This is a genomic window from Frankia sp. CgMI4 (assembly GCF_001756285.1).
GTDB lineage: Bacteria > Actinomycetota > Actinomycetes > Frankiales > Frankiaceae > Frankia > Frankia casuarinae.
Genome location: NZ_MAQZ01000081.1, coordinates 157,926 through 179,477, shown reverse-complemented (window position 1 = coordinate 179,477; position 21,552 = coordinate 157,926). Strand labels below are relative to the sequence as shown.

Annotated in this window: 19 protein-coding genes and 3 tRNA genes; 7 read left to right on the top strand and 15 right to left on the bottom strand. The window is 68.8% G+C overall.

Annotated elements, in window-relative coordinates:
* Positions 1-69: 69 nt before the first annotated feature.
* The 4 genes from Manayef4_RS14805 to Manayef4_RS14790 form a co-directional block, all read right to left on the bottom strand.
* A complete protein-coding gene (locus Manayef4_RS14805; RefSeq protein WP_011435023.1) occupies positions 70-531 on the bottom strand; it encodes a MaoC family dehydratase N-terminal domain-containing protein in 462 nt (153 codons plus the stop codon).
* A 230-nt stretch (positions 532-761) separates the two neighbouring features.
* Positions 762-893: a 50S ribosomal protein L33 gene (rpmG, locus tag Manayef4_RS14800; protein WP_070131962.1), complete on the bottom strand. Its 132-nt coding sequence runs from the start codon at positions 891-893 to the stop codon at positions 762-764.
* A 127-nt stretch (positions 894-1,020) separates the two neighbouring features.
* Positions 1,021-1,097 (bottom strand) — tRNA-Met (locus tag Manayef4_RS14795).
* 99 nt (positions 1,098-1,196) lie between these two features.
* A tRNA-Thr gene (locus tag Manayef4_RS14790) sits at positions 1,197-1,272 on the bottom strand.
* A gap of 417 nt (positions 1,273-1,689) precedes the next feature.
* On the opposite strand from Manayef4_RS14790, the gene Manayef4_RS14785 reads away from it, so the two are divergent.
* Together Manayef4_RS14785 and Manayef4_RS14780 are read left to right on the top strand one after the other, a co-directional pair.
* On the top strand, positions 1,690-3,180 hold the full coding sequence (locus Manayef4_RS14785) for a GH25 family lysozyme (protein ID WP_070131961.1): 1,491 nt from the start codon (positions 1,690-1,692) through the stop codon (positions 3,178-3,180).
* Positions 3,181-3,358: 178 nt separating this feature from the next.
* Positions 3,359-3,916, top strand: coding sequence for a hypothetical protein (locus Manayef4_RS14780; RefSeq protein ID WP_070132031.1), 558 nt, complete (start codon positions 3,359-3,361; stop codon positions 3,914-3,916).
* Positions 3,917-3,949: 33 nt separating this feature from the next.
* Here the strand turns inward: Manayef4_RS14780 and Manayef4_RS14775 are convergent, their stop codons facing one another.
* Positions 3,950-4,402 carry a gamma-glutamylcyclotransferase family protein gene (locus Manayef4_RS14775; RefSeq protein ID WP_070131960.1) on the bottom strand — a complete coding sequence of 151 codons (453 nt, stop codon included), beginning with the start codon at positions 4,400-4,402 and terminating at the stop codon, positions 3,950-3,952.
* A 91-nt stretch (positions 4,403-4,493) separates the two neighbouring features.
* Here Manayef4_RS14775 and pyrE point away from each other — a divergent pair, with 91 nt between their 5' ends.
* Positions 4,494-5,030 carry an orotate phosphoribosyltransferase gene (pyrE, locus tag Manayef4_RS14770; protein ID WP_011435019.1) on the top strand — a complete coding sequence of 179 codons (537 nt, stop codon included), beginning with the start codon at positions 4,494-4,496 and terminating at the stop codon, positions 5,028-5,030.
* Between the two features lie 110 nt (positions 5,031-5,140).
* On the opposite strand, the gene Manayef4_RS14765 is transcribed toward pyrE, so the two are convergent.
* Positions 5,141-5,225: transfer RNA gene (locus tag Manayef4_RS14765), tRNA-Tyr, on the bottom strand.
* A 186-nt stretch (positions 5,226-5,411) separates the two neighbouring features.
* Here Manayef4_RS14765 and Manayef4_RS14760 point away from each other — a divergent pair.
* Positions 5,412-5,900 carry a YajQ family cyclic di-GMP-binding protein gene (locus tag Manayef4_RS14760; RefSeq protein WP_011435018.1) on the top strand — a complete coding sequence of 163 codons (489 nt, stop codon included), beginning with the start codon at positions 5,412-5,414 and terminating at the stop codon, positions 5,898-5,900.
* A 214-nt stretch (positions 5,901-6,114) separates the two neighbouring features.
* On the opposite strand, the gene htpX is transcribed toward Manayef4_RS14760, so the two are convergent.
* Positions 6,115-6,987, bottom strand: coding sequence for a zinc metalloprotease HtpX (htpX, locus tag Manayef4_RS14755; protein WP_070131959.1), 873 nt, complete (start codon positions 6,985-6,987; stop codon positions 6,115-6,117).
* Positions 6,988-7,027: 40 nt separating this feature from the next.
* On the bottom strand, positions 7,028-8,104 hold the full coding sequence (locus Manayef4_RS14750) for a DUF2520 domain-containing protein (protein WP_070131958.1): 1,077 nt from the start codon (positions 8,102-8,104) through the stop codon (positions 7,028-7,030).
* Positions 8,105-8,665: 561 nt separating this feature from the next.
* On the opposite strand from Manayef4_RS14750, the gene Manayef4_RS14745 reads away from it, so the two are divergent.
* The 3 genes from Manayef4_RS14745 to Manayef4_RS14735 all read left to right on the top strand — a co-directional run bounded on the left by Manayef4_RS14745 (position 8,666) and on the right by Manayef4_RS14735 (position 13,214).
* On the top strand, positions 8,666-10,552 hold the full coding sequence (locus tag Manayef4_RS14745; RefSeq protein WP_070131957.1) for a 2-oxoacid:acceptor oxidoreductase subunit alpha: 1,887 nt from the start codon (positions 8,666-8,668) through the stop codon (positions 10,550-10,552).
* Complete coding sequence (locus Manayef4_RS14740; RefSeq protein ID WP_011435014.1) at positions 10,549-11,610, top strand: 2-oxoacid:ferredoxin oxidoreductase subunit beta; 1,062 nt, start codon at positions 10,549-10,551, stop codon at positions 11,608-11,610. Before Manayef4_RS14745 ends, Manayef4_RS14740 begins: the two co-directional genes overlap by 4 nt.
* A gap of 407 nt (positions 11,611-12,017) precedes the next feature.
* The gene (locus tag Manayef4_RS14735; protein WP_070131956.1) at positions 12,018-13,214 is read left to right on the top strand and encodes a hypothetical protein; all 1,197 of its coding nucleotides are present in this window, start codon (positions 12,018-12,020) and stop codon (positions 13,212-13,214) included.
* A 105-nt stretch (positions 13,215-13,319) separates the two neighbouring features.
* On the opposite strand, the gene Manayef4_RS14730 is transcribed toward Manayef4_RS14735, so the two are convergent.
* From Manayef4_RS14730 to nuoI, 7 genes are all read right to left on the bottom strand, one after another.
* Positions 13,320-14,336 (bottom strand): polyprenyl synthetase family protein, encoded by a 1,017-nt coding sequence (locus Manayef4_RS14730; RefSeq protein ID WP_070131955.1) that lies wholly within the window; start codon positions 14,334-14,336, stop codon positions 13,320-13,322.
* A 7-nt stretch (positions 14,337-14,343) separates the two neighbouring features.
* A complete protein-coding gene (nuoN, locus tag Manayef4_RS14725) occupies positions 14,344-15,879 on the bottom strand; it encodes an NADH-quinone oxidoreductase subunit NuoN (RefSeq protein ID WP_070132030.1) in 1,536 nt (511 codons plus the stop codon).
* A gap of 41 nt (positions 15,880-15,920) precedes the next feature.
* Positions 15,921-17,624, bottom strand: coding sequence for an NADH-quinone oxidoreductase subunit M (locus Manayef4_RS14720; protein ID WP_070131954.1), 1,704 nt, complete (start codon positions 17,622-17,624; stop codon positions 15,921-15,923).
* A 1-nt stretch (position 17,625) separates the two neighbouring features.
* Positions 17,626-19,611 (bottom strand): NADH-quinone oxidoreductase subunit L, encoded by a 1,986-nt coding sequence (nuoL, locus tag Manayef4_RS14715; RefSeq protein ID WP_070131953.1) that lies wholly within the window; start codon positions 19,609-19,611, stop codon positions 17,626-17,628.
* 190 nt (positions 19,612-19,801) lie between these two features.
* The gene (gene nuoK / locus Manayef4_RS14710) at positions 19,802-20,101 is read right to left on the bottom strand and encodes an NADH-quinone oxidoreductase subunit NuoK (RefSeq protein ID WP_011435008.1); all 300 of its coding nucleotides are present in this window, start codon (positions 20,099-20,101) and stop codon (positions 19,802-19,804) included.
* Positions 20,098-20,901, bottom strand: a complete 804-nt coding sequence (locus Manayef4_RS14705; RefSeq protein ID WP_011435007.1) for an NADH-quinone oxidoreductase subunit J — start codon at positions 20,899-20,901, stop codon at positions 20,098-20,100. Before Manayef4_RS14705 ends, nuoK begins: the two co-directional genes overlap by 4 nt.
* Positions 20,898-21,551 (bottom strand): NADH-quinone oxidoreductase subunit NuoI, encoded by a 654-nt coding sequence (gene nuoI, locus Manayef4_RS14700; RefSeq protein ID WP_011435006.1) that lies wholly within the window; start codon positions 21,549-21,551, stop codon positions 20,898-20,900. Before nuoI ends, Manayef4_RS14705 begins: the two co-directional genes overlap by 4 nt.
* Position 21,552 lies beyond the last annotated feature (1 nt).

The following is a 21,552-nucleotide window of genomic DNA, read 5'->3' as shown; positions in this document are numbered from 1 at the left end:
GTGCGCAACGCGCGGTCGCCGGAGCCGAGCGGGGCCGGTGGGACTCCGACAACCCTGTCGGCAAAGGTGTCATTGGCGCCTCGGCGGAGCCGTCCCGCGCGAGACCAGCCCACACACGCCGGTGGCGACCTGCTCTCCGTAGATCGTGGCGAACTGGTAGTTGACGACKAGCACCTCGTTGGTCCCCACGGACCGGATGCCGGTCAGGGTCGAGGTGCAGATCAGCTCGTCGCCGGCCACCACCGGCCGAAGCAACACGAAACGTTCCTCGCCGTGGACGACCAGAGAGAAGTCGAGGCCGAGCTCCGGATCGTCGGTGGGCACCCCGAGGGTTCCGGGGATCACTGTGATGAGGAACGTGGGTGGAGCCACGAGATCGGGATAACCAGCGGCCTTCGCGGCCTCCAGATCGTGGTACAGCGGGTTGTCGTCCCCGATCGCTTCGGCGAACCTCCGGATGTGCTCGCGCCCGACCTGGAACGGGGCGGGGGAAACCGAGCTTCGTCCCACGAAGTCCTGATTGAGCGGCATCGCAACTCCGATCGCGCCATCAGYGGGATGACCAGGGTGTCTCTACGTGGTTACCACATCGCCCGCCATCGGTCGATAATCTTGGCTGGCATGCCAGGAAGCCGGCCAAGGACTTCCCTGACCGGCTACCGGTGCGGAACGTAGATACGTGCACGGAGGATTCAGCGACCCCGCCCGTCCAGGTGGGGACGGGCGCCCGGACGCGCCGATGGGCAGCCGCCGGAGCAACGTCAGCGCGTCTCGCGGTGCTCCGTGTGCTTGCCGCAGTTCGGGCAGAACTTCTTCAGTTCGAGGCGGTCCGGGTCGTTGCGACGGTTCTTGCGCGTGATGTAGTTCCGGTGCTTACACACCTGACACGCCATCRTGATCTTCGGGCGTACGTCAGTGGCGGCCACGGCGTGATGCCTCTTCCTAAGTCGGTTGCTGAACAGGTCAGGCGGCGCGGCGAACCGCGATCCCGCACGGGCTCCGCGGTAGGCCGCACACTGCTGGTAGCGGTGGCCGGACTTGAACCGGCGACACAGCGATTATGAGCCGCTTGCTCTGCCAGACTGAGCTACACCGCTAGGATGGTCCACCTGCTTGCGGCGGCCCGACCAACATCTTACCCCGCGGGAGGACCGGCGGACATCCCCCCGGACACGAACCCACCCGAAGGCGGAACGTGGAGCCCCTTTACGGAATCGAACCGTAGACCTTCTCCTTACCATGGAGACGCTCTGCCGACTGAGCTAAAGGGGCGAGGCCGCGGAGCTCAGGTTACACGACGACAGGCGGGGTTGGGTGACCCCCTCACCCACTTCGTCCCCGAACCCGCCGGTCCTCCCGGCGACCGGTCCTCCCGGCGACCGGCGTGAGGGCCCCCGCTGGCCCCGTCGGCGCTACGCCGGCCGGAAACGACCCCCCTGCCCTGACCGCCAGGTCCGCCCCATGACACGCCAGTACGCCCGACCCTCACTCCGTTCCATCGAAACATGCGGAGATTGCCGACGGGAACAACTATCCGTAGCGACCTACCTGGACGCCACTCACACTGATAGCTGTAAGTAATCTCTTCGATGCTTAGCGTGTGGAGCACCCGTTGGTGCGCCGCTGCCGGCGTGGCCAACCGCCTGGCGAGCCTCCCCAGCATCGCCTCCCGAGCATCGAGGGTTGCCCATGCGTCCTATGCACCGTTCCAGCCGGTATCCGACGACACGCGAGGTCCGGCCCGGTCCCACCGCCGGCGACACCGTGCCTACGACCACCACCCTGCCGACCACCACCCCCACGTCTGGCCACCCGGATGAAGAAGGCCACGGCCCTCCTCCGGGGTCGACGCGGCGGCGGGTCGACACCCGCCCGTCCCTGCTGCCAATCCCCCTCCCCCGGCGGGTGACGAGCATCGCGGCGCTGGCCATCACCGCGGGGGCGTTGACCGCGACCACCGGAGTCGCCCAGGGCGCGGTGCCGTCCCCGACCTGGCCACGGGGGATCGACGTGGCCTCCTGGCAGCATCCCGGCGGCGGCCCCATCGACTGGACCGCAGCGCGCGGCTCCGGCCTGAGCTTTGCGATCATTAAGGCCACCGAAGGACCGAACTACACCAATCCGTACTTTGCCGCGGACCGGGACGCGGCCGCCAAAGCCGGTCTGGTGGTCGGGGCCTATCACTACGCGCGGCCGGCGCGGCCGATCTCGACCGCGGTGGACCAGGCACAGCGCTTCATCACGGTGAGCGGGCTGACCCGCGCCGCCGGGCAGCTGGCCCCCGTGCTCGACCTCGAGGACGACGGAGGACTCGATCCCGCCGCGCTGGCCGCCTGGACGCGGGCGTTCCTCGAGAAGATCGAGACCGAGACCGGCCGGGCGCCCATCCTCTACACGTACCGCTCGTTCTGGACCAAGAAGCTGGCGGACAACCACAGCTTCGCCCGGTATCCGTTCTGGTTCGCCATCTACAACAACAAGGCGACCCCGGGCTGGCTGCCCGGCGGCTGGACCAAGTGGGCGCTGTGGCAGTACACCTCGAGTGGAAATGTCCCGGGGATCATGGGAAATGTCGATCTGAACGTGCTGTGCTGCACGCTGACCGCGCTCGCCGCACAGGCCGACGGCACCCGCAGCGAGATCGAGAAGTGGTACGCGACCGCCGGGCTGACCCGCCTGGCCGTTGGGACGCCCGTCGACAGCGAACTGCCCGCCGGCGGTGGCGGTCGCTGGCAGCGTTACTCCAACGGCCTGGCCTTCTGGTCCGTGGCGACCGGCGTACAGGCCCTGCACGGATCCATCGCGACGAAGTTCCTGGAGCTGGGCGGAACGAACAGCTTCCTGCGCCGGCCGGTGAGCGGTGTCGAGTACGCCACGGCCCCGGAGACGCTTCAGGCGAAGTTCCAGGGTGGCTGGATCTACTGGCACCCGGCCATCGGCGCGCACGAGGTCCACGGCCGCATCCTGCGGACCTATCTGGGCCTCGGTGGCACGACGTCGAGCCTCGGGCTTCCGATCACCGACGAGTACTCGGTCCCGGGCGGACGGGAGAGCACCTTTCAGTTCGGCAAGYTCCGYTGKAGCGCGGCGACGAACGCGGTCACGACACTGCCGGCCGRCAAGAACGGCACCGGCAAGAGTGGCGTGGGTGTGGCGGGTGGCGCCGGCACCGCTCCCTGATCGTGTCCCGGGCCGGAGAGAACCGCCTCCGGCCCGACGGACACAACGATGGGTGACGGCGGCCTACCGTGGGTATCGCACCTACGCGGCGGAGAGGTGGTCGTATGACTACCGAACAACGACGGACCGCACCATGCGGGCAGAGCGATCCGCCGCGAGTACGACCGGGGAGGATGAGATGGCAGGAACACGGGTGGCACGCCCGCTGAACGGATGGCTCACCTTCGCCGCCGTCATCATGTTCATCGTCGGCTTCCACAACCTGATCTACGGCATTGCGTCCCTGCGCGACTACACCGTCGTGGTGAACAACCTCAACGGCGGGACCAGCGTGATCTACGCCGACACCACCTTCTGGGGCTGGTTGTGGATCGTGGTCGGCGTCGTCGAGATACTGATCGCCTTCGGCATCGCGGCCCGTAACGAGGCCGCCCGCTGGGGAGGGGTCGCAATCGCGACGATCAACGCCATCGGGCAGCTGGCGTTCCTTGCGGCGTTCCCGGTCTGGTCCGTCGTCATCATCGCGATCGACGTAGTCGTCATCTACGTACTGTGCACCTACGATGCTCCTCGGGCCAGAGCCGGGTACGAGGAGCCGTATCCGAGCGACCAGGCCGGGGTCTCCGCCGGGCGTGAGGCCGGAGTCGGTSGCCTCACCGAGACCGGTGGCACCCGGGTGACCTCCGGGGGCGGCGTCCGGCGCGAAGAGGGTCCGCGGCCRCCCACCACCGGCTGAACGGCGGCTCGCGGTCAGGCGGTCAGCTCGCGGTTAGGGTGCCGGATCGGCCAGCCCCGCCCGCCAGGTGGCGCACCGCAGGGCGTAGTCGGTGAGATGACGRTCGGCGAAGACCCGGGCGTCCCAGTTCTCCGGCATCGCCTCGGCGAGATCACGCCAAAGGTAGGCCATGGCGGGTAGCCCGTCGGTCAGGAGCAGCGGACGGGTCTCGTAGGCCTCGCCTTCGAAGGCATCGAGGATCRCCCGTTCCCGTGCGGCAAGCCCCAGGAGGACGAGGCCGGCGGTGGCCCGATCCGGCCCGTCCGCCTCGGCCGTGGGCACGAGGCCCGGATAGAGCCGACCACGCAGCCGGGCGGCCCGCCAGCCGGTGACCGTGGCGGGCCCCACCTCGGGTACGCGTCCGATGAGCGCCCGCACGACCTCGGGGAACAGCAGCGTCCCGTAGACGAACAGCGGGACCGCGCGCTCCGCCTCAGCCGATGACATGAGGCAACGGTAGTGCCCCGGCCATGGCGGCCCATGGGTGACCGYCCACGGCCGGCATCCCGGCGGGGAACCGGTCCTAGAGTGAGCAGACGTGAACGACAACGCGGCGCTGGCCGCCCAGGTTCGGACTGCTTCCCAGCTGACCGGGACATTCCTGCTCCGGTCGGGCCGGACAAGCACCGAGTACTTYGACAAGTACCTCTTCGAAGCCGACCCGGCGCTGCTCGCTGCGGTGGTGGCCGGGCTCACCGAACTGGTGCCGCCCGGCGCGGAGATCCTCGCCGGACTCGAACTCGGCGGAGTGCCCCTCGTGACTCTGCTCTCCCAGCGCACCGGTCTGCCCGCCCGGTTCGTCCGGAAGAAGGCCAAAGAATACGGCACCCGACGCATCGCGGAGGGCGGCGACGTCACCGGACGCCACGTCGCCCTCGTCGAGGACGTGGTCACCTCCGGTGGTGCCGTGCTCGACGCGACCCGGGTACTGCGGGATGCCGGAGCGGTCGTGGAACACGTGCTCTGTGTGATCGACCGGCAGGAGGGCGGCCGGGAGAGACTCGCCGAGCTCGGTCTGACGTTGCATCCCGTCCTGACCCGGGCGGACCTGGAGGCCGCAGCCGCGGACACCTGACCGCCCGGCGACGAGGACCATCCGCGGCCGCACATCCACAGGCCCGGAGCGATGCTCCGGGCCTGTGGATCCGAGCCTGTGTAGAAGCATGATCCCCGGGAACTCCGGGATGGTGGCAGGTGATGGATTCGAACCATCGTAGGCTGAGCCGACGGTTTTACAGACCGCTCCCTTTGGCCGCTCGGGCAACCTGCCGTCGTAGAGGAGCATACCGGTCCCGACGGAGCATCGTGATGCCGCACCGCCCCGCTGYGGCCGCCGACGATCGATTACAACGGTGAGTAGCGGCTCACGAAACGAAGGCCGCGCACCACGATCACGCACAGCACTCGACTCCACACGATCCTCACCCACATCGAACCGACCAGGAGGTCCGCACACGTGGCAGATCCATCCTTCGACATCGTCAGCAAAGTTGACGCCCAGGAGATAGACAACGCCGTCAACCAGACGGTCAAGGAAATCCGGACCCGCTTCGACTTCCGTGACACCGGCGCATCCGCGACGCTGTCCGGCGAGTCGATTCTGCTTGTAGCGAACACGGACGAGCGGGTCAAGGCGGTGCTCGACGTACTGCAGGAGAAGTTCGTCAAACGCGGCATTTCCCTCAAGGCCCTGACCTTCGACGAGCCCAAGCCGTCGGGCAAGGAGTTCCGGTTGCCCGTCACCGTTCAGCAGGGCATCGCGGAGGACAAGGCCAAGGCCATCGCCAAGAAGATCCGGACGGATGGCCCGAAGGGGGTACAGGCCCAGATTCAGGGTGATCAGCTACGGGTGACCGGGAAGAAGCGCGATGACCTGCAGCGCGTGATCCAGATACTCAAAACCGAGGACTTCGAAGTTCCCCTCCAGTTCGTCAACTACCGCTGACGCGACGGAAAAGCTGGAGACAGGGTGCACCCCGCCCGATGGGGGGTTTCGGGCGGGGTGCTTGCGGCGGAACCTGGGGGGTTTGCTCCGCCGCGGTCCTGGTTGTGAACCGACGCCGTTTCGGCCGGCAGTTCGCGGTTAAAGCGTACTCCGAGTACTTCGGGGTGTTACCGCGACGACGCGCCGCGGACAACATCGTGGCCATCGGGCCCGGTCACCGATACGGATTCATGCGTGACATCTGTTCGAGACGCTCGATCCGCTCGTTCATGGGCGGATGGGTGGAGAACAGCTTCCCGACCCCCCCACCCCGGAACGGATTTGCAATCATGAGCGCGGCGGCGGGACCGAGCTTGGAGGTCTGCGGCAGGGRCCGCGCCGCGGTGCCGGCGTCCAGCTTGCGCAACGCGTTCGCCAGCCCGATCGGGTCACCGGTGAGCGTCGCGCCGGACTCGTCGGCCTGGTACTCCCGGGACCGACTGATCGCGAGCTGGATGATCGTCGCCGCGACGGGACCCAGGATCATCAGCAGCAGAAGCTCGAAGATGCCGGGACCGTCCTCATCGTTCCGCCCACCGAAAATAGCCAGGAACTGGGCCATGTTCGCCAGATAGACGATAACACTGGCGAGGGCACCGGCCACCGATGCGATCAGGATGTCCCGGTTGTAGACGTGGCTGAGCTCGTGACCGAGAACGCCGCGTAGCTCACGATCGTCCATAATCTCCATGATGCCCTCAGTGCAACAGACCGCCGCGTTTCGCGGGTTACGGCCGGTAGCGAAGGCGTTGGGCGCCCGGGTCGGGCTGAGGTACAGCCGCGGCATGGGCATCCGGGCATTGCGGGCGAGATCCCCGACGATCGCGTAGAGCCGGGGCTGCTCGACCTGCGTCACGGGATAGGCCCGCATGGCCCGCAGGGCTATCCGGTCAGAGAAGAAGTAGGCGAAGCCGTTCATACCGACCGCGAGCACGAGCGCGATGACCAGACCTCCGCGCCCGAACAGCGAACCCACCACGATGATGGCGGCGGACAGCACGCCCAGCAGCAGCGCGGTCTTCAGACCGTTGAAGTGGCGGTGTGGCATGGCGATCGAGTGTCCGTCCTGTCGAACCGGTACACCTGTCTCAACGCGACGGCGCTGGCCGAACGTTCCCGTCGGACGTGTGGCCGCCGCCCCVGACCCGTACGGCTGCCGGCCCGCGGCGGGCCTCGCCCGGTCGGTCGCCGGGCTCGTCCGGGACGGCTTCGCGCAGGCGTGCGACCACGGCCGGGGCGAGCAGCCCGACCCGTTCGAGCTCCTCCGCGGTGAAGATCGCCAATCGTCGGTACACGGCGGCGATCTGTGGATCCAGCCGGTCGAGCGCGGTCAGATGTGCCACGACGGTGCCGAGATCACCGCGTCGCACCGGTCCGGTCGACGCCGACCAGCCGTCGGTCAGGGTGTTCGCCAGCGATGCCCGCAGCAGCGGACCGAGCGCCGCGGCCGGATCCGGCACGCCCGCCGCGGCCAGCACCTCGCCGGCAGCTGCCACCAGGGTGGTCAGGAAGTTCCCGCCGAGCACGAGAGAGGCGTGGTAGAGATCCCGCCGGTCATCCGCGACGGGCAGAGCGATGCCGCCGACGTCGGTGACCAGGCGGCGGGCCAGCCCCTCGGCCACGGGATCGGCGGTGATCCCGAACGGGACACCGACGAGGAGACCGGAGTCCTCGATGATCCCCGGCAGGGTCATGATCGGATGAAGCGCGATACGGGCCGCGCCCACGTCACCGCCTGCCGCCAGGACGCCCAGGCCGTGGCGCCCACTGAGATGCACGAGTGTCCGGCCGGGTCCGACGGCTCCCGCCGCGACCAGGTCCGTGACGACCGGCCCGATCGCGTCATCGGGCACGGAGACGAGGAGGACCTCGGCCCGCCCGGCGACCTCGGCCACCCCGCCGACCCCCGCGTCCGGAAACAGGTTCACGGCCCTCGATCGGTGCCGCGGCGAGCGCACTCCCACGGCCACCACCGGATATCCGGCCGCTGCCAGAGCGAGGCCCAGCGCCGTGCCGGCCCGGCCCGGCCCGACGATTCCCACCTTCTCCCGCGGCCCGGCCTCCCGCGGCCCGGCACTCGCCGCCGTGGACGAAGGTGCGGCGTCGGGTCGACCGTCATCCGGGCCGCTCGCGGCATCCGACTGCTCGTGCGGGCGATGCGTCATGTCCCGATGCTCCCCGTTCCGGAGCCRGCCGCTTCCGAGGGGGCCGCCCCTGATACCTGACCACCCGCCGACCCCGGCCGCCCGCACAGCCAGCATGCCCCGATGCCGGGCCTCACCGGACATACAGCCACAAGCCACCAAATAGCTACAATCGGTAACATCGCGGATCGGGCCAGGTCGCCGGCAAGAGCGAGCTCACCACTCCGGGCGCCCGACGTAAAGATCACCCTGTCGATTCCCTGACAGGCCGGGCCTCCCCCGAAATTGTGGAAAGCATTACCGGAAGCGCATTGAACCGGATCCGGCCGATCACCTCCATCGGGCGGTACACCCCTTCTGACCAGCGATATCAGGGTCAAGACACGCCAGCCGGACGATCGCAACGACAAAGACTATATACGTAGAGTTGGCAAACAATCACCATACGGCGCGACGGCTACGGAGACCGAGGTCGATCGTCGATCGTCGACGAGGATGGAGCGATCGAACTCGGCGGCACGGTGCGCGCGCATCATTGATAYGGCCGGTAGGCTGGAACGGTACCCGAGGAGGTCACTGAAGGTGTCAGAGCAGGTCAGGGAGAGGGAGACCCGCCGGCTCGACCGGGTCGTCGTGCGCTTCGCGGGCGACTCCGGCGACGGTATGCAGCTCACCGGAGAACAGTTCACCAGCGAGACGGCAGCATTCGGCAATGACCTGTCGACGCTTCCGGACTTCCCTGCCGAAATCCGCGCCCCAGCCGGCACGCCGGCCGGTGTGTCCGGCTTCCAGCTACATTTTTCCGATCACGACATTCTCACCCCGGGTGACGCACCGGACGTACTGGTTGCAATGAACCCGGCGGCCCTGAAGGCGAATCTGAAGGATCTGCCGCCGGGGGCCAATCTCATTGTCAACACCGATGCATTCACCGGCGGCAACCTCAAGAAAGCCGGCTATACGACGGATCCGCTGACCGACGGCACGCTGGATGCCTACACGGTGCATCGGGTGCCGCTCACCTCGATGACCATCAACGCGGTGCACGCCGCCGAGGGTGTCGGCGCCGGGGTCAACAAGAAGGAGGCCGAACGAGCGAAGAACATGTTCGCCCTGGGCCTCATGAGCTGGCTGTACCACCGGCCGACCGAGAGCACCGTCGGCTTCCTGGAGAAGAAGTTCGCCAAACGGCCCGAGATCGCCGCGGCGAACGTCGCGGCCTTCCGTGCCGGCTTCAACTACGGCGAGACCACCGAGTCCTTCTCGGTCACCTACGAGGTGGCGCCGGCCCGGATGAAGGCTGGTACCTACCGACGGATCACCGGGAACACGGCATTGTCCTACGGTCTGATCGCCGCCGGCGAGCTGACCGGCCTGCCGGTGTTCCTCGGCTCCTACCCGATCACCCCGGCCTCGGACATCCTGCACGAGCTGAGCCGGCACAAGCGGTTCGGCGTGCGGACCTTCCAGGCCGAGGATGAGATCGCCGGCATCGGCGCCGCGCTCGGTGCCTCCTTCGGCGGATCACTCGGCGTGACGACGACCTCCGGCCCGGGTGTCGCGCTCAAAAGCGAGACCATCGGCCTCGCGGTCAGTCTCGAACTGCCGCTCGTGATCGTCGACATCCAGCGCGGCGGCCCGTCCACCGGYCTGCCCACCAAGACCGAACAGGCCGATCTACTCCAGGCGATGTTCGGCCGCAACGGCGAGGCTCCGGTTCCGATCGTCGCGCCGCGCTCCCCGGCGGACTGCTTCAACGCCGCGATCGAGGCCGCCCGCCTGGCTACCAAGTACCGCACGCCGGTGTTCCTGCTCTCCGACGGCTACCTGGCGAACGGCTCGGAGCCGTGGCTGCTGCCGACCCGCTCGGAGCTGCCGGACCTGAGCGTCGCCTTCGCCACCGAGCCGAACCACACCGGGCCGAAGGGGCCGGAGTTCTGGCCCTACCTGCGTGATCCGGAGACCCTCGCCCGGCCGTGGGCAGTCCCCGGCACGGCGGGCCTGGAGCACCGCATCGGCGGCATCGAGAAGTCGGACGGCCAGGGTGCCATCTCCTACGATCCGGCCAACCACGACCGGATGGTGCGGCTGCGCGCGGCGAAGATCGACGGTATCGCGAACGATGTCGCGCCACTGGAGGTGGAGGACCCGTCCGGGCAGGCCCGGCTGCTCGTCCTCGGCTGGGGCTCCACCTACGGCCCGATCGCGGCCGGCTGCCGCCGGGTCCGCGCCAAGGGCATGCACGTCGCTCAGGCACACCTGCGTCATCTCAACCCCTTCCCCGCCAACACCGGGGACATCCTGCGGTCGTATRACAAGGTGCTGATTCCCGAGATGAACCTCGGGCAGCTAAGGACCCTGATCCGGGCCGAGTACCTCGTCGACGCGATCGGCTACAACCAGGTTCGCGGGCTGCCCTTCAAGGCCGCGGAGCTGGCGGGCGTCTTGGAGGACGTGATCAACCAGTGACCGTCACGACGAATCGCAGCGGCATCAGTAACCGGCTGCTCGACCTGGTGCCGGCCGCGCCGGCCCAGCAGAGCCGCAAGGACTTCACCTCCGACCAGGAAGTGCGGTGGTGCCCGGGATGTGGCGACTACGCCATTCTCGCCACCGTCCAGGGGTTCCTGCCTGATCTCGGGGTGGCCCGGGAGAACATCGTCTTCATCTCCGGAATCGGCTGTTCCTCACGGTTCCCGTACTATCTGCAGACGTACGGGATGCACTCCATTCACGGCCGGGCACCGGCGATCGCCACCGGGCTCGCCGCCTCCCGTCCCGACCTGTCGGTCTGGGTCGTCACCGGGGACGGCGACGCCCTGTCGATCGGTGGGAACCACCTGCTGCACGCGCTGCGCCGCAACGTCAACCTGAAGATCCTCATGTTCAACAACCGGATCTACGGACTGACGAAGGGGCAGTACTCCCCCACGTCCGAGATCGGCAAGATCACCAAGTCGACGCCGTTCGGCTCGCTGGACCGGCCGTACAACCCCGTGTCGCTGGCGCTGGGGGCGGAGGCCACGTTCGTCGGACGGTCCATCGACTCCGACCGGGCGCACCTGACCTCGGTGCTGCGCGCGGCCGCGGAGCACCCCGGCACCGCCTTCGTGGAGATCTTCCAGAACTGCAACATCTTCAACGACGGCGCCTTCGACCCGCTCAAGGACCGGACCAGCCGGGACGACGTGACGCTGAAGCTGGCCCACGGCGAGCCCCTCGTCTTCGGCACCGAGGGCGACAAGGCCATTCGACGGGCGCCGGACGGCAGCCTCGAGGTGGTCCCGGCGGGCAGCCCGGACGTCCTCGTCCACGACGCCTGGGCGGCCGATCCGAGCCAGGCGTTCGCGCTGTCCCGGCTCACCGGTGACTCGCACGGCGTCACCCCGATCGGCATCTTCCGCGACGTCGACGCGCCGACCTACGACGAGGCGTTGAACGCCCAGATCGCCGACGCCAAGACCCGCCAGGGCGACGGGGACCTGATGTCGCTGGTCGCTGGTGGGGAGACCTGGACCATCGAGTGATCTGAAAGCCGTCCGCTGATCTGATCAGCACTCCACAGCCCGTGGCCCGGCCGGCCGGGGCGTGCGCGCGGCCCCGCGCCCCAGACGGCCGGGCAGAGCCCGCATTACCACAGAACTATGTCATTGATAATGCCGCTTGGCAGCTATCTGCCGGGGAGTGCGCCACTCCGGCACCTTCCGGTAAGGTGACATCGCGCGTGGGGGTGCCGTGTGGCCCGGGGGGGCTCACAACACCGATGCAGCCGGAGGCGCAGTGCGGGTTCATCGAGCCCTATGCCCGCGGTCCGTGGCGAGTCCGCGTTCGCCCAGGGGCACCATCAACATGACCGTTCCGATCACGGCCGGTCGCGCCGGGCAACCCCGCGGCTCGGTCGGCGTCGTCGTCCGGACCGCTCCCGGAGGTCGCCGTGGGTAATCATTCGGCCGGTCGGCATTCACGCCAGCGCCAGGGAGCCGCCAGGCAGGCCACCGGCCGCCATTCGGCCGCGGCGCCGACGACCTCCACCGCGGCGGCCGCGTCGTTCCCACCGCCGACCCCGCCACGGCCCCCGGTCGCCCCACCCGGCGAGCTCGACACGATTACCGGCCCGCTGTCGGTGAGCACCTCCGCCCGCCGGGCCCGGGAGGCCACGGCCAGCCGGGTCGGCGATGCCGCCCAGCGTCGCCGGCCGCTGGACACGCTGTCCCGGACCGGCCGGCCACGGTTCGCCACGACAGCCACGACAGCCGCCGCCGGGGTGCAAGCCGGCGGCACCCTCGGCACCCTCTACAATCCCTTCCACGTTCCCGGGCCCGCCTCCCCCGCCGCGAGCCACCGGCCCGCCGACGTCCATCCGACGAACCCGTCCGCCGGGAGCCCCGGCCGGATGCCCGGCGCGCACCGGGCACCAGCCGATCGGCGAAGCAGCGGGCGGGTGCGGCTCGCCGCGGCGGGAACCGTCTCGCTCGCCGGGCTGTCCGCGCTGGTCGCCGGCGTAGCCCTGGGCGGCGATCCGACGGGCGCCACGACCGGCCCGAACGCCGGCGAGGCGCCTCGGGTCCAGTACACGGGCGGGACCGCCTTCGGTTCCTCCCAGACGCAGGCCTCCCGCGACCGTCCGCAGGCCGCCTTGCCCACTCCGTCCCAGGCGCTGCTGGCGCCGAGCACGAGCCAGTCCGGCCTGGGCGCCCACCCCGGTAGTCCGTCCGGGCGGTCAGGTTCCTCCCACGCCACCGGCGAGGCCTATCTGGGCCCCGGCACCTCGCCGATCCCGATCGTGCCACTGACGCCGCGGGACGAGCTCAGCTCACCCAGCACGAGCCCCACCGACCTGCGTACCATCGCGCCCAGTCCGACGGAGAGCGCCGGCGCGGCCACGACATCGCCGTCGCCGACCGACTCGTGGCCGTGGGGCGACYCGACCCCCTCAACGAGCCCGACGCCGACTTCGGCCGGTGGCTCCCTGCCGTTCCATCCAACGCCGATCGACGTCACTCCGCTGCTCGAGACATTCTTCGATACGCAGACCGGTGCCACGAAGGGCCACGCCGACCCAGCCGGAACCACATACACCTGTACGCAGTCCGCGAGCACCGCCACGGCGGCGGTCGCGTCGGGACACTGACCCAGGACGACCTGGCGACCTCGCGACCTCGCGACCTCGCGACCTGGCCGGATCTCACCAGATGCGGCCAGGTCGCCGGATTTCCGGGCGCTCCCCACACCACGCTCAGCCGGTGCGGTCAACCACGAAGTCCGCGAGGGACTCCAAGGCGGTCTTCGCCGGGTTGTCCGGCAACGACGCGAGGCATTCCCGCGCCCGGCTCGACCAGGAGATAAGTTCCGCCCGGGCCCGGGCCATGCCCACGTGGCCGCGTAGCAGATCGAGAGCCTCGCCCACCCGGTCCTCCGTGTTCCCGTCGCCGGGGGCGAATCCGGTGGTGATGAGCTCCCGGAGCCGTCCCGCCGCCCGGTCGTCGGCCTGCAGCGCGTAGAGCACCGGCAGGGTCGGGATTCCCTCCCGCAGATCCGTGCCGGGCGTCTTGCCGGAGTCCACCGGGTCCGAGGCAACGTCGATGATGTCGTCGGACAGCTGGAAAGCCACCCCGAAAAGCTCCCCGAAGGTCGCGAGGGTATCGACGGTGATCGGGTCCGCGCCCGCCARCATGGCACCGAGCCGACCCGAGGTCGCGATCAGCGAGGCGGTCTTGTCCGTGATGACCCGCAGATAGTGCTCGACCGGGTCCTGCCCGGGCGCCGGGCCCACGGTCTCCCGGATCTGCCCCTCGCACAGGGTCGCGATCGTCCGGGCGAGGATGCGGGTCGCCTCCGGGCCGAGGTCCGCCGTGATGTCGGAAGCGCGGGCGAACAGGTAGTCCCCGGTGAGGATGGCGACCGTGTTCGTCCACCGCGTGTTCGCGGAGGCCGCTCCCCGCCGCCGCGGCGCCTCGTCCATCACGTCGTCGTGGTAGAGCGTCGACAGATGGGTGAGTTCGATCGCCACCGCCGCCGGCACCACGCCGACGGCCTCGGGATCGGCGAACTGYGCCGCCAGCAGCACGACGATCGGACGGAAACGTTTCCCCCCCGCGTCGACAAGATGGCGGGAGGTCTCGGTCACGAAGGCGGATTCGCTGCGCACCGACTCGCGCAGCAGATCCTCCACCCGGRCGAGACCCACCCGCACGGCCTTTTCCAGATCAGGATCGGTCCTGATCCCCACGACGTCCAGCCCGATAGCGCTCATACCACCGTCAGCGTACGAAGCCGGACGTCGCGGCGGTCGTCGCGAGGTCCAGGAGTGGCTGTGGCGCTACTCCCAGTACAAGAGTAGCCACGGTACCGATGGCGACCGCGGCGAAGGTCAGCGTCGGGCGGGTCACCACCACCGGTCCCTCGGCAAGCGGCTCGGAGAAGAACATCAGCACGATGACCCGCACGTAGAAGAAGGCGGCGATGGCGCTGCACACCAGTGCAACGACTACCAGCGGGGTGGCGTCCCCGGCGATCGCGGCCTGGAACACCGCGAACTTCCCGGTGAACCCGCTCGTCAGCGGGATCCCCGCGAGCGCGAGCAGCAGGAACGAGAACGTCCCGGCCAGCAGGGGCGAGGTCCTGCCGAGCCCCCGCCACTGGGACAGGTCGCCGGCCTCGCCGTCGCCGGTACGGACCAGGGAGACCACGGCGAAGGCGGCGATCGTCGTGAAGCCGTAGGTCACCAGGTAGAACATCGAGCCGCGCAGGCCGTCGGTGTTGGTGCCGGCGAGGCCCACCAGCAGGAACCCGGCGTGCGCGATCGCCGAGTAGGCCAGCATACGCTTGATGTCACGCTGGGTCAGGGCGAGCACCGCGCCGACCACCATGGTGAGGATGGCGATCGTCCACAGGATTGGTCGCCAGTCCCAGCGCAGCCCTCCGAAGGCGACGTAGAAGACCCGCAACAGGGCACCGAACGCGGYGACCTTCGTCCCCGCCGCCATGAACGCGGTAACCGGCGTCGGCGAGCCCTGGTAGACGTCCGGCGTCCAGGAGTGGAACGGCACGGCGCCGATCTTGAAGAACAGCCCCACCGCCAGCAGCGCGAGCGACAGATAGAGGTAGGTGTCGTTCGCACCGGCGTTGCTGACCGCGTCCGCGACCGCCCCGAGCTCCACGCTGCCGGCAAATCCGTAGGCGAACGCGACGCCGTAGAGGAAGAAGGCCGAGGAGAACGCCCCGAGCAGGAAGTACTTCATCGCCGCTTCCTGCGACAGCAGCCGACGGCGCMGGGCGAGCCCGGCCAGCAGGTACAGCGGCAACGAGAGGATCTCCAGCGCCACGAACATCACTAGCAGGTTGTTCGAGGCGACGAAGAGCATCATCCCGGTGACCGAGAAGACCATCAGCGGATACGCCTCGGTCTGCACGTCTGCCGAGGTCTGCTGCGCCGTCGATCCCTTCGAGCCCGGGGTGATCGCGGCCKAGGCCACAATAGCCCCGCCGGACGAGTCAAGCTGGCGTTCGGCCACCAGCAGCACCGACAGCAGGGCGAAGACCAGGATCGTGCCCTGCATGAACAAGGTCGGCGCGTCGATCGCCAGCGCACCGGAGGCGAGGATGGCCTGCCGGCCGTGCARCACCGCCACGGCCACGAGCGCGGCGACGAAGCCCRCACCCGCCAGGATCGGTTGGAAGGTCCGCCGGGCCCGCTTCGTGGCGAAGGCGTCGACGAGCACCCCGACGAGCGCGACCCCGAACACGATCAGGATCGGGCTGAGCGAGGAGTACTCGATCGACGGCGGTGTGATCATCGGGTTCGATCCCTGCGCCAGGAGAAGGTCGGGTGTGGCGCTCACGAGTGGCCTCCGGACTCCGCGGCCACCGAGTGCGTCGGAGCCGGGTCAGACTTGCCGATATCGGCGTAGGTCGCCGTCACCGTCGGCGTGATGATGTCGAGCAGCGGCTTGGGGTAGACCCCGAGCGCGACGATGAGCGCGACCATCGGGGCGACGACGAGCTTCTCGCGCAGGCTGAGGTCGACCAGGACCTTGTTCTCCTCGTGCACCACCGGTCCGGTCATCGTCCGCTGGTAGAGGTACAGGATGTAGATCGCGGCCAGCACGATGCCGGTGGTCGCGACGATCGCCAGCGGCCTGTTCCGGGTGAACGTCCCCACCAGCACCAGGAACTCGCTGACGAAGCTGTTCGTTCCAGGCAACGCCAACGACGACAGTCCGGCGACGAGGAACACCCCGGCAAGCACCGGCGTCACCCTGGCCAGGCCGCCGTAAGCACCGACGTCACGAGTGCCGCGGCGCGCCACCAGGAAGCCCACGACCATGAAAAGCAGGCCGGTGGACAGGCCGTGGTTGACCATGTAAAGCACCGCGCCGCTGCCCGCCTGGGAGGTGAAGGCGAAGGTGCCCAGCGCGATGAAGCCGAAGTGGGCCAGCGAGGTGTAGGCGACCAGCCGTTTCATGTCCCGCTGCCCGATGGCGAGCAGGGCGCCGTAGAAGATGCCGATCACCGCCAGACCAAGCACCAGCGGGGCGAAGTAGTCGGCCGCGTCGGGAAACAGCGGGATGCAGTACCGGATCAGTCCGAACGTGCCCACCTTGTCCAGCACCCCGACCAGCAGCACCGCGCCGCCGGTGGGCGACTGCGCGCCGGCGTCGGGCAGCCAGGTGTGGAACGGGAACAGGGGGGCCTTGATGGCGAACGCCAGGAAGAAACCGAGGAACAGCAGCTTCTGCACCCCGGGGGTGATGTCCATCTGCCGCAGGGTGGCGAAGTCGAAGGTTCCGCTGCCGAGGTTGTCGGCGGAGACGACGTACAGTCCGATCACGGCAGCGAGCATCAGCAGGCCGCCAAAGAGGCTGTAGAGCAGGAACTTGACCGCCGCGTAGGAGCGCTGGGCCTGCTCCCGGACCGGGCCGTAGCTCCCGATGAGAAAGTACATCGGGATGAGCATCGCCTCGAAGAAGACGTAGAACAGGAAGACGTCGGTAGCGGCGAACACGCCGATCATCCCGGCCTCCAGCGCCAGCAGCAGCGCGAAGAACGCCGGGACCGACCGCCTGCTCCGCGTCCCGGCGCCGTCCACCCCGGCGCCGTCCACCCCGGCGCCGTCCACCCCGGCGCCGTCCACCCCGGCGCCGTCCACCCCGACGGCGGCCGCGCCGACGGCGGCCGCGCCGGTCGGATCCGTCGCACCGGTCGTCCCGCCATCCGCGCCTGCCTCGTCCCAGGACGCCAGGACCACGACCGGCACCAGCAGCGCGGCAAGCAGGATCRGCACCAGYGAGATGCCGTCGGCCCCCACCGAGTAGGAGATGCCGAAGGTTTTGATCCAGTCGTAGGACTGGGCGAACTGGAAGCCGGCCTTGTCCGGGTTGTAGGCCGCGGTCGCAAGGACCGCGAGCACCAGAACCGCCAGCGAGAGCCCGAGGGTGAGCTGCTTGGCGAGGGTCGACAGCCGGCGGGGCAGAGCGGCGACGACCACCGCACCCGCGGCCGKGACGATCAACATGATCGTCAACCAGGGGACTGTGTGCATGTCAGCCCGCCCTCACCAGCAGCAGCGCGCCGACCACGAGGACGGCACCTCCCAACATCGACAGAGCGTAGGACCGGACGAAGCCGGTCTGGAGGCGGCGCATCCGCCCCGACAGGCCGCCGATGGCGGCGGCGCTGCCYCGCACGAGCCCGTCAACGCCGACGAGGTCCAGCCAGACCAGGAAACGGGTCAGGTACTGGCCGGGCCGCATCGCGACGGTCTCGTTGAAGGTGTTCGCGAACAGGTCGTGACGGGCGGCGACGGTGGCCAGGGTGACCTCGGAGTCCGGCGGGGCCGTCGCCTCGACCGGGCGCAGCTGGTAGCGCACATAGGCCCCGGCAAAGCCGCCGGCGGTGACCACCAGCGTGAGYAGGGTGAGGACGAGCGGCGAGAAGGTGTGGACACCCTCGACCCCCGCCCCGGCGACCGGTTCGAGCCAGTCCTGCAGCGAATGGCCGAGGACGAACAGGCCACCGGCGAGGAGCGAGCCGACGGCCAGCAGGATCATCGGACCGGTCATCGACCCCGGGGACTCGTGCGGATGCCGAGCGTRCTCGCCCTCCGTCGTCCAGCGCGGCCTGCCGTGGAAGGTCATCAGAAACAGGCGGGACATGTAGAAGGCGGTGATGCCCGCGCCCAGCAGCGCGATCGAGCCGAGCAGGTATCCCGACGTCCCGCCCTTGTCGAAGGCGGTCTCGATGATCCGGTCCTTGGTGAAGAAGCCGGAGAACCCGGGGAACCCGATGATCGCCAGGTAGCCGACACCAAAGGTCACCCAGGTGATCTTCATATACCGCCAGAGCCCGCCGTAGTGACGCAGGTCCTGGTCGTCATTCATCGCGTGGATCACCGAGCCGGATCCGAGGAACAGACCGGCCTTGAAGAAGCCGTKGGCGAGCAGGTGCATGATGCCGATCGCGTAGCCGGCCGGTCCCAGCCCCACCGCGAGGAACATGTACCCGATCTGGCTGACTGTCGAGTAGGCCAGCACCTTCTTGATGTCATCGTAGGCACAGCCGATGACGCAGCCGATCAGGATCGTGACCGCCCCGATGATCACCACGACGGTACGGGCGGCCTGCGTCTCGTTGAAGATCGGCCCGGCCCGCACGATGAGATAGACCCCGGCGGTGACCATGGTCGCCGCGTGGATGAGCGCGGAGATCGGGGTCGGGCCCTCCATGGCGTCCGGCAGCCAGGCCTGCAACGGGAACTGGCCGGACTTGCCGCACGCAGCGAGCAGGAGCAGCAGCGCGATCGCGGTGATCGTGCCGTAACCGATGACGCCCGCGGCGGCCGAGCCGAACACGTCGGCGTAGCTCGTCGACCCGACGGTGGCGAACATGAACATGATCGCGAGCGCCAGCCCGACGTCCCCGACCCGGTTCATGTAGAAGGCCTTGTTCGCCGCGGTGGCGGCGGCCGGCTTGTACTCCCAGAACTTGATGAGCAGGAAGGACGACAGCCCGACCAGCTCCCAGCCGGCATAGAGCGACAGGAAGTTGTCGCCCAGGACGAGCAGCAGCATCGACGCCAGGAAGAGGTTCATGTAGGCGAAGAACTTCCGCCGGGCCGGGTCGTGCGCCATGTAGCCGATCGAGTAGATGTGGATCAGTGTCCCGACCCCGGTGATCAGCAGCACGAAGACGACCGAGAGCTGGTCGACCAGCAGACCGACGTCCACCCGGAAACCGTTGACCGGAATCCAGGAGTACAGCTGCTGGGACAGCGCCCGGTCGTCACCGGGGCGGTCGAGCAGGCCGGCGAACAGCACCAGACCGATCACGAAGCTGGCGGCGGAGGTCAGTGTGCCGAGCAGATGCCCGAACCCGTCGGTCCGCCGACCGCCGAGCAACAGCACCGCGGCTCCGGCCAATGGAAGCGCGATGAGCAGCCAGGTCAGCGAGAAGACCCCCGACGCGGCCGCATAATGGATCTTGCTGCCGCCATGTTCGGCGGCAGCGAGCAGAAGCGGGTCAGCGTTCATCGCGACTCCGCCGCGGATGCCATTGGCGATAATGCGTCACTGCAGTGTCGTCCGTTCTTCCGTGGCCGACGGCCGGTCGCAGCCGCGTTCCGGCGGCGGGAGCGGACCGGAGAGTCCACCCGACCCGGTCCGCGGTGGGAGTGCTGGTCAAGATCTGGTGCTCGCGCTCGTACTCGTGCTTGGCTGGGATCTAGTACTTCAGCAGGTTCACGTCATCCACCGACGCCGAGCGACGGGTTCGGAAGATGCTGAGGATGATGGCCAGGCCGATGACGACCTCGGCCGCGGCGACGACCATGACGAAGAAGGCCATGATCTGCCCGTCGAGGGTCCCGTGAATGCGGGAGAACGTGACCAGGGTCAGGTTCACGGCGTTGAGCATGAGCTCCACCGACATGAACACGACGATCGCGTTGCGCCGGACGAGGACCCCGACCGTGCCGATGGTGAACAGTAGCGCGGAGAGGATCAGATAGTTCGCGGGGTTCATCGACCGTCCCCCTTACCGGCGCCGACGGGCGCCGAGCCGTCCGCGTCCCGGGAGATGCCGCCGCCCGGCTCGTCGGGCGTCCCGGGGACGCCCCCGATGCCCGAGGCGCGCCCGCCGCCCGGCAACAGCCCTAGCGTGTCGGCGGAGTCATGCCGGGCGAAGACGCCCGGCCCGGGCAACGGGGTGACCTGACGGCCCTCGGTGAAGCGCCGCCGCATCCACTCCCGCTGGCTGATCCGGCCGCCTTCACGTTCCCGGTGGCCGAGGACCATCGTGCCGATCGCGGCGACGACGAGCAGCGCCGAGATCGCCTCGAAGACGAAGACGTAGTCGGTGAACAGCAGACGGCCGATCGCCTGGACGTTGCCGCCGGTGTTCGCCTCGGACAGGCCCTTGGCGCTCCCGCCGTCGATCGCCGAACCGATCGGGAAGGCCAGCAGGCCCGCGAAGCCGAGGCCGAAGACGATCGCGCCGAGGCGCTGACCACGGATGGTCTCCACCAACGAGTCGGACGAGTCGACCCCGACGAGCATCAGCACGAACAGGAACAACACCATGATCGCGCCCGCGTAGACGATGATCTGCACAAACCCGAGGAACGGTGCCTCCTGAATCAGGTAGAACACCGCGACGCAGAACAGGTTGGCCACCAGCAGCAACGCCGAGTGCACGGCGCTGCGGACCATCACCATGCCGAGTGCGGCCAGCACCGCGACCGGCGAGAGAATCCAGAAGGTCGCGGCCTCACCGGTGGAGGTGCTGGTGATGTCCCCCGCCGCGGCGAGGATCTCGTGGTTCATCGTGGTCGCTCCGAACCGGCGCCGTGGGCGGGAACCTCATCCGCCCGGGAGTGCTCGCCCGCCGTCCGCCGGGCAATGACGTCTGCTGCCTCCAGCTCCGCGGCCTGCCCCGCGACCTGCTCTTGCCCCGAGGCCTGCCAGGGCAGCGGGGCGTCGGGGTCGCGAGTGTAGTAGTCGGTCTCGCTGGAGCCGAGCCGCATCGGATGCGGCGGCGCCTCCATACCCTCGCGCAGCGGAGCGAGCAGCTGTTCCTTGGTGAAGATCAGATCCTGTCGGCTGTCGTCGGCGAGCTCGTAGTCGTTGGACATCGTCAGCGCCCGGGTGGGGCAGGCCTCGATGCACAGCCCGCACAGGATGCACCGCAGGTAGTTGATCTGGTAAACGCGGCCGTACCGCTCGCCCGGGGAGTACCGCTCGGCCTCGGTGTTGTCCGCGCCCTCGACATAGATCGCATCGGCCGGGCACGCCCAGGCGCACAGCTCGCACCCGACACACTTCTCCAGGCCGTCGGGATGCCGGTTGAGCTGGTGACGGCCGTGGAAACGCGGAGCGGTCTCCTTTTTTTCCTCCGGGTACTGCTCGGTCGTCGGCTTCTTGAACATCGTCCCGAAGGTGACGCCGAACCCCTTGTACGGGTCGAGGATCCCCATG

Excerpts from the sequence above, each read along its gene's own strand:
- Manayef4_RS14705 (WP_011435007.1), bottom strand. The coding sequence starts at position 20,901 with ATGAACCACGAGATCCTCGCCGCGGCGGGGGACATCACCAGCACCTCC.
- nuoI (WP_011435006.1), bottom strand. The coding sequence starts at position 21,551 with ATGGGGATCCTCGACCCGTACAAGGGGTTCGGCGTCACCTTCGGGACG.
- nuoK (WP_011435008.1), bottom strand. The coding sequence starts at position 20,101 with ATGAACCCCGCGAACTATCTGATCCTCTCCGCGCTACTGTTCACCATC.
- rpmG (WP_070131962.1), bottom strand. The coding sequence starts at position 893 with ATGGCGTGTCAGGTGTGTAAGCACCGGAACTACATCACGCGCAAGAAC.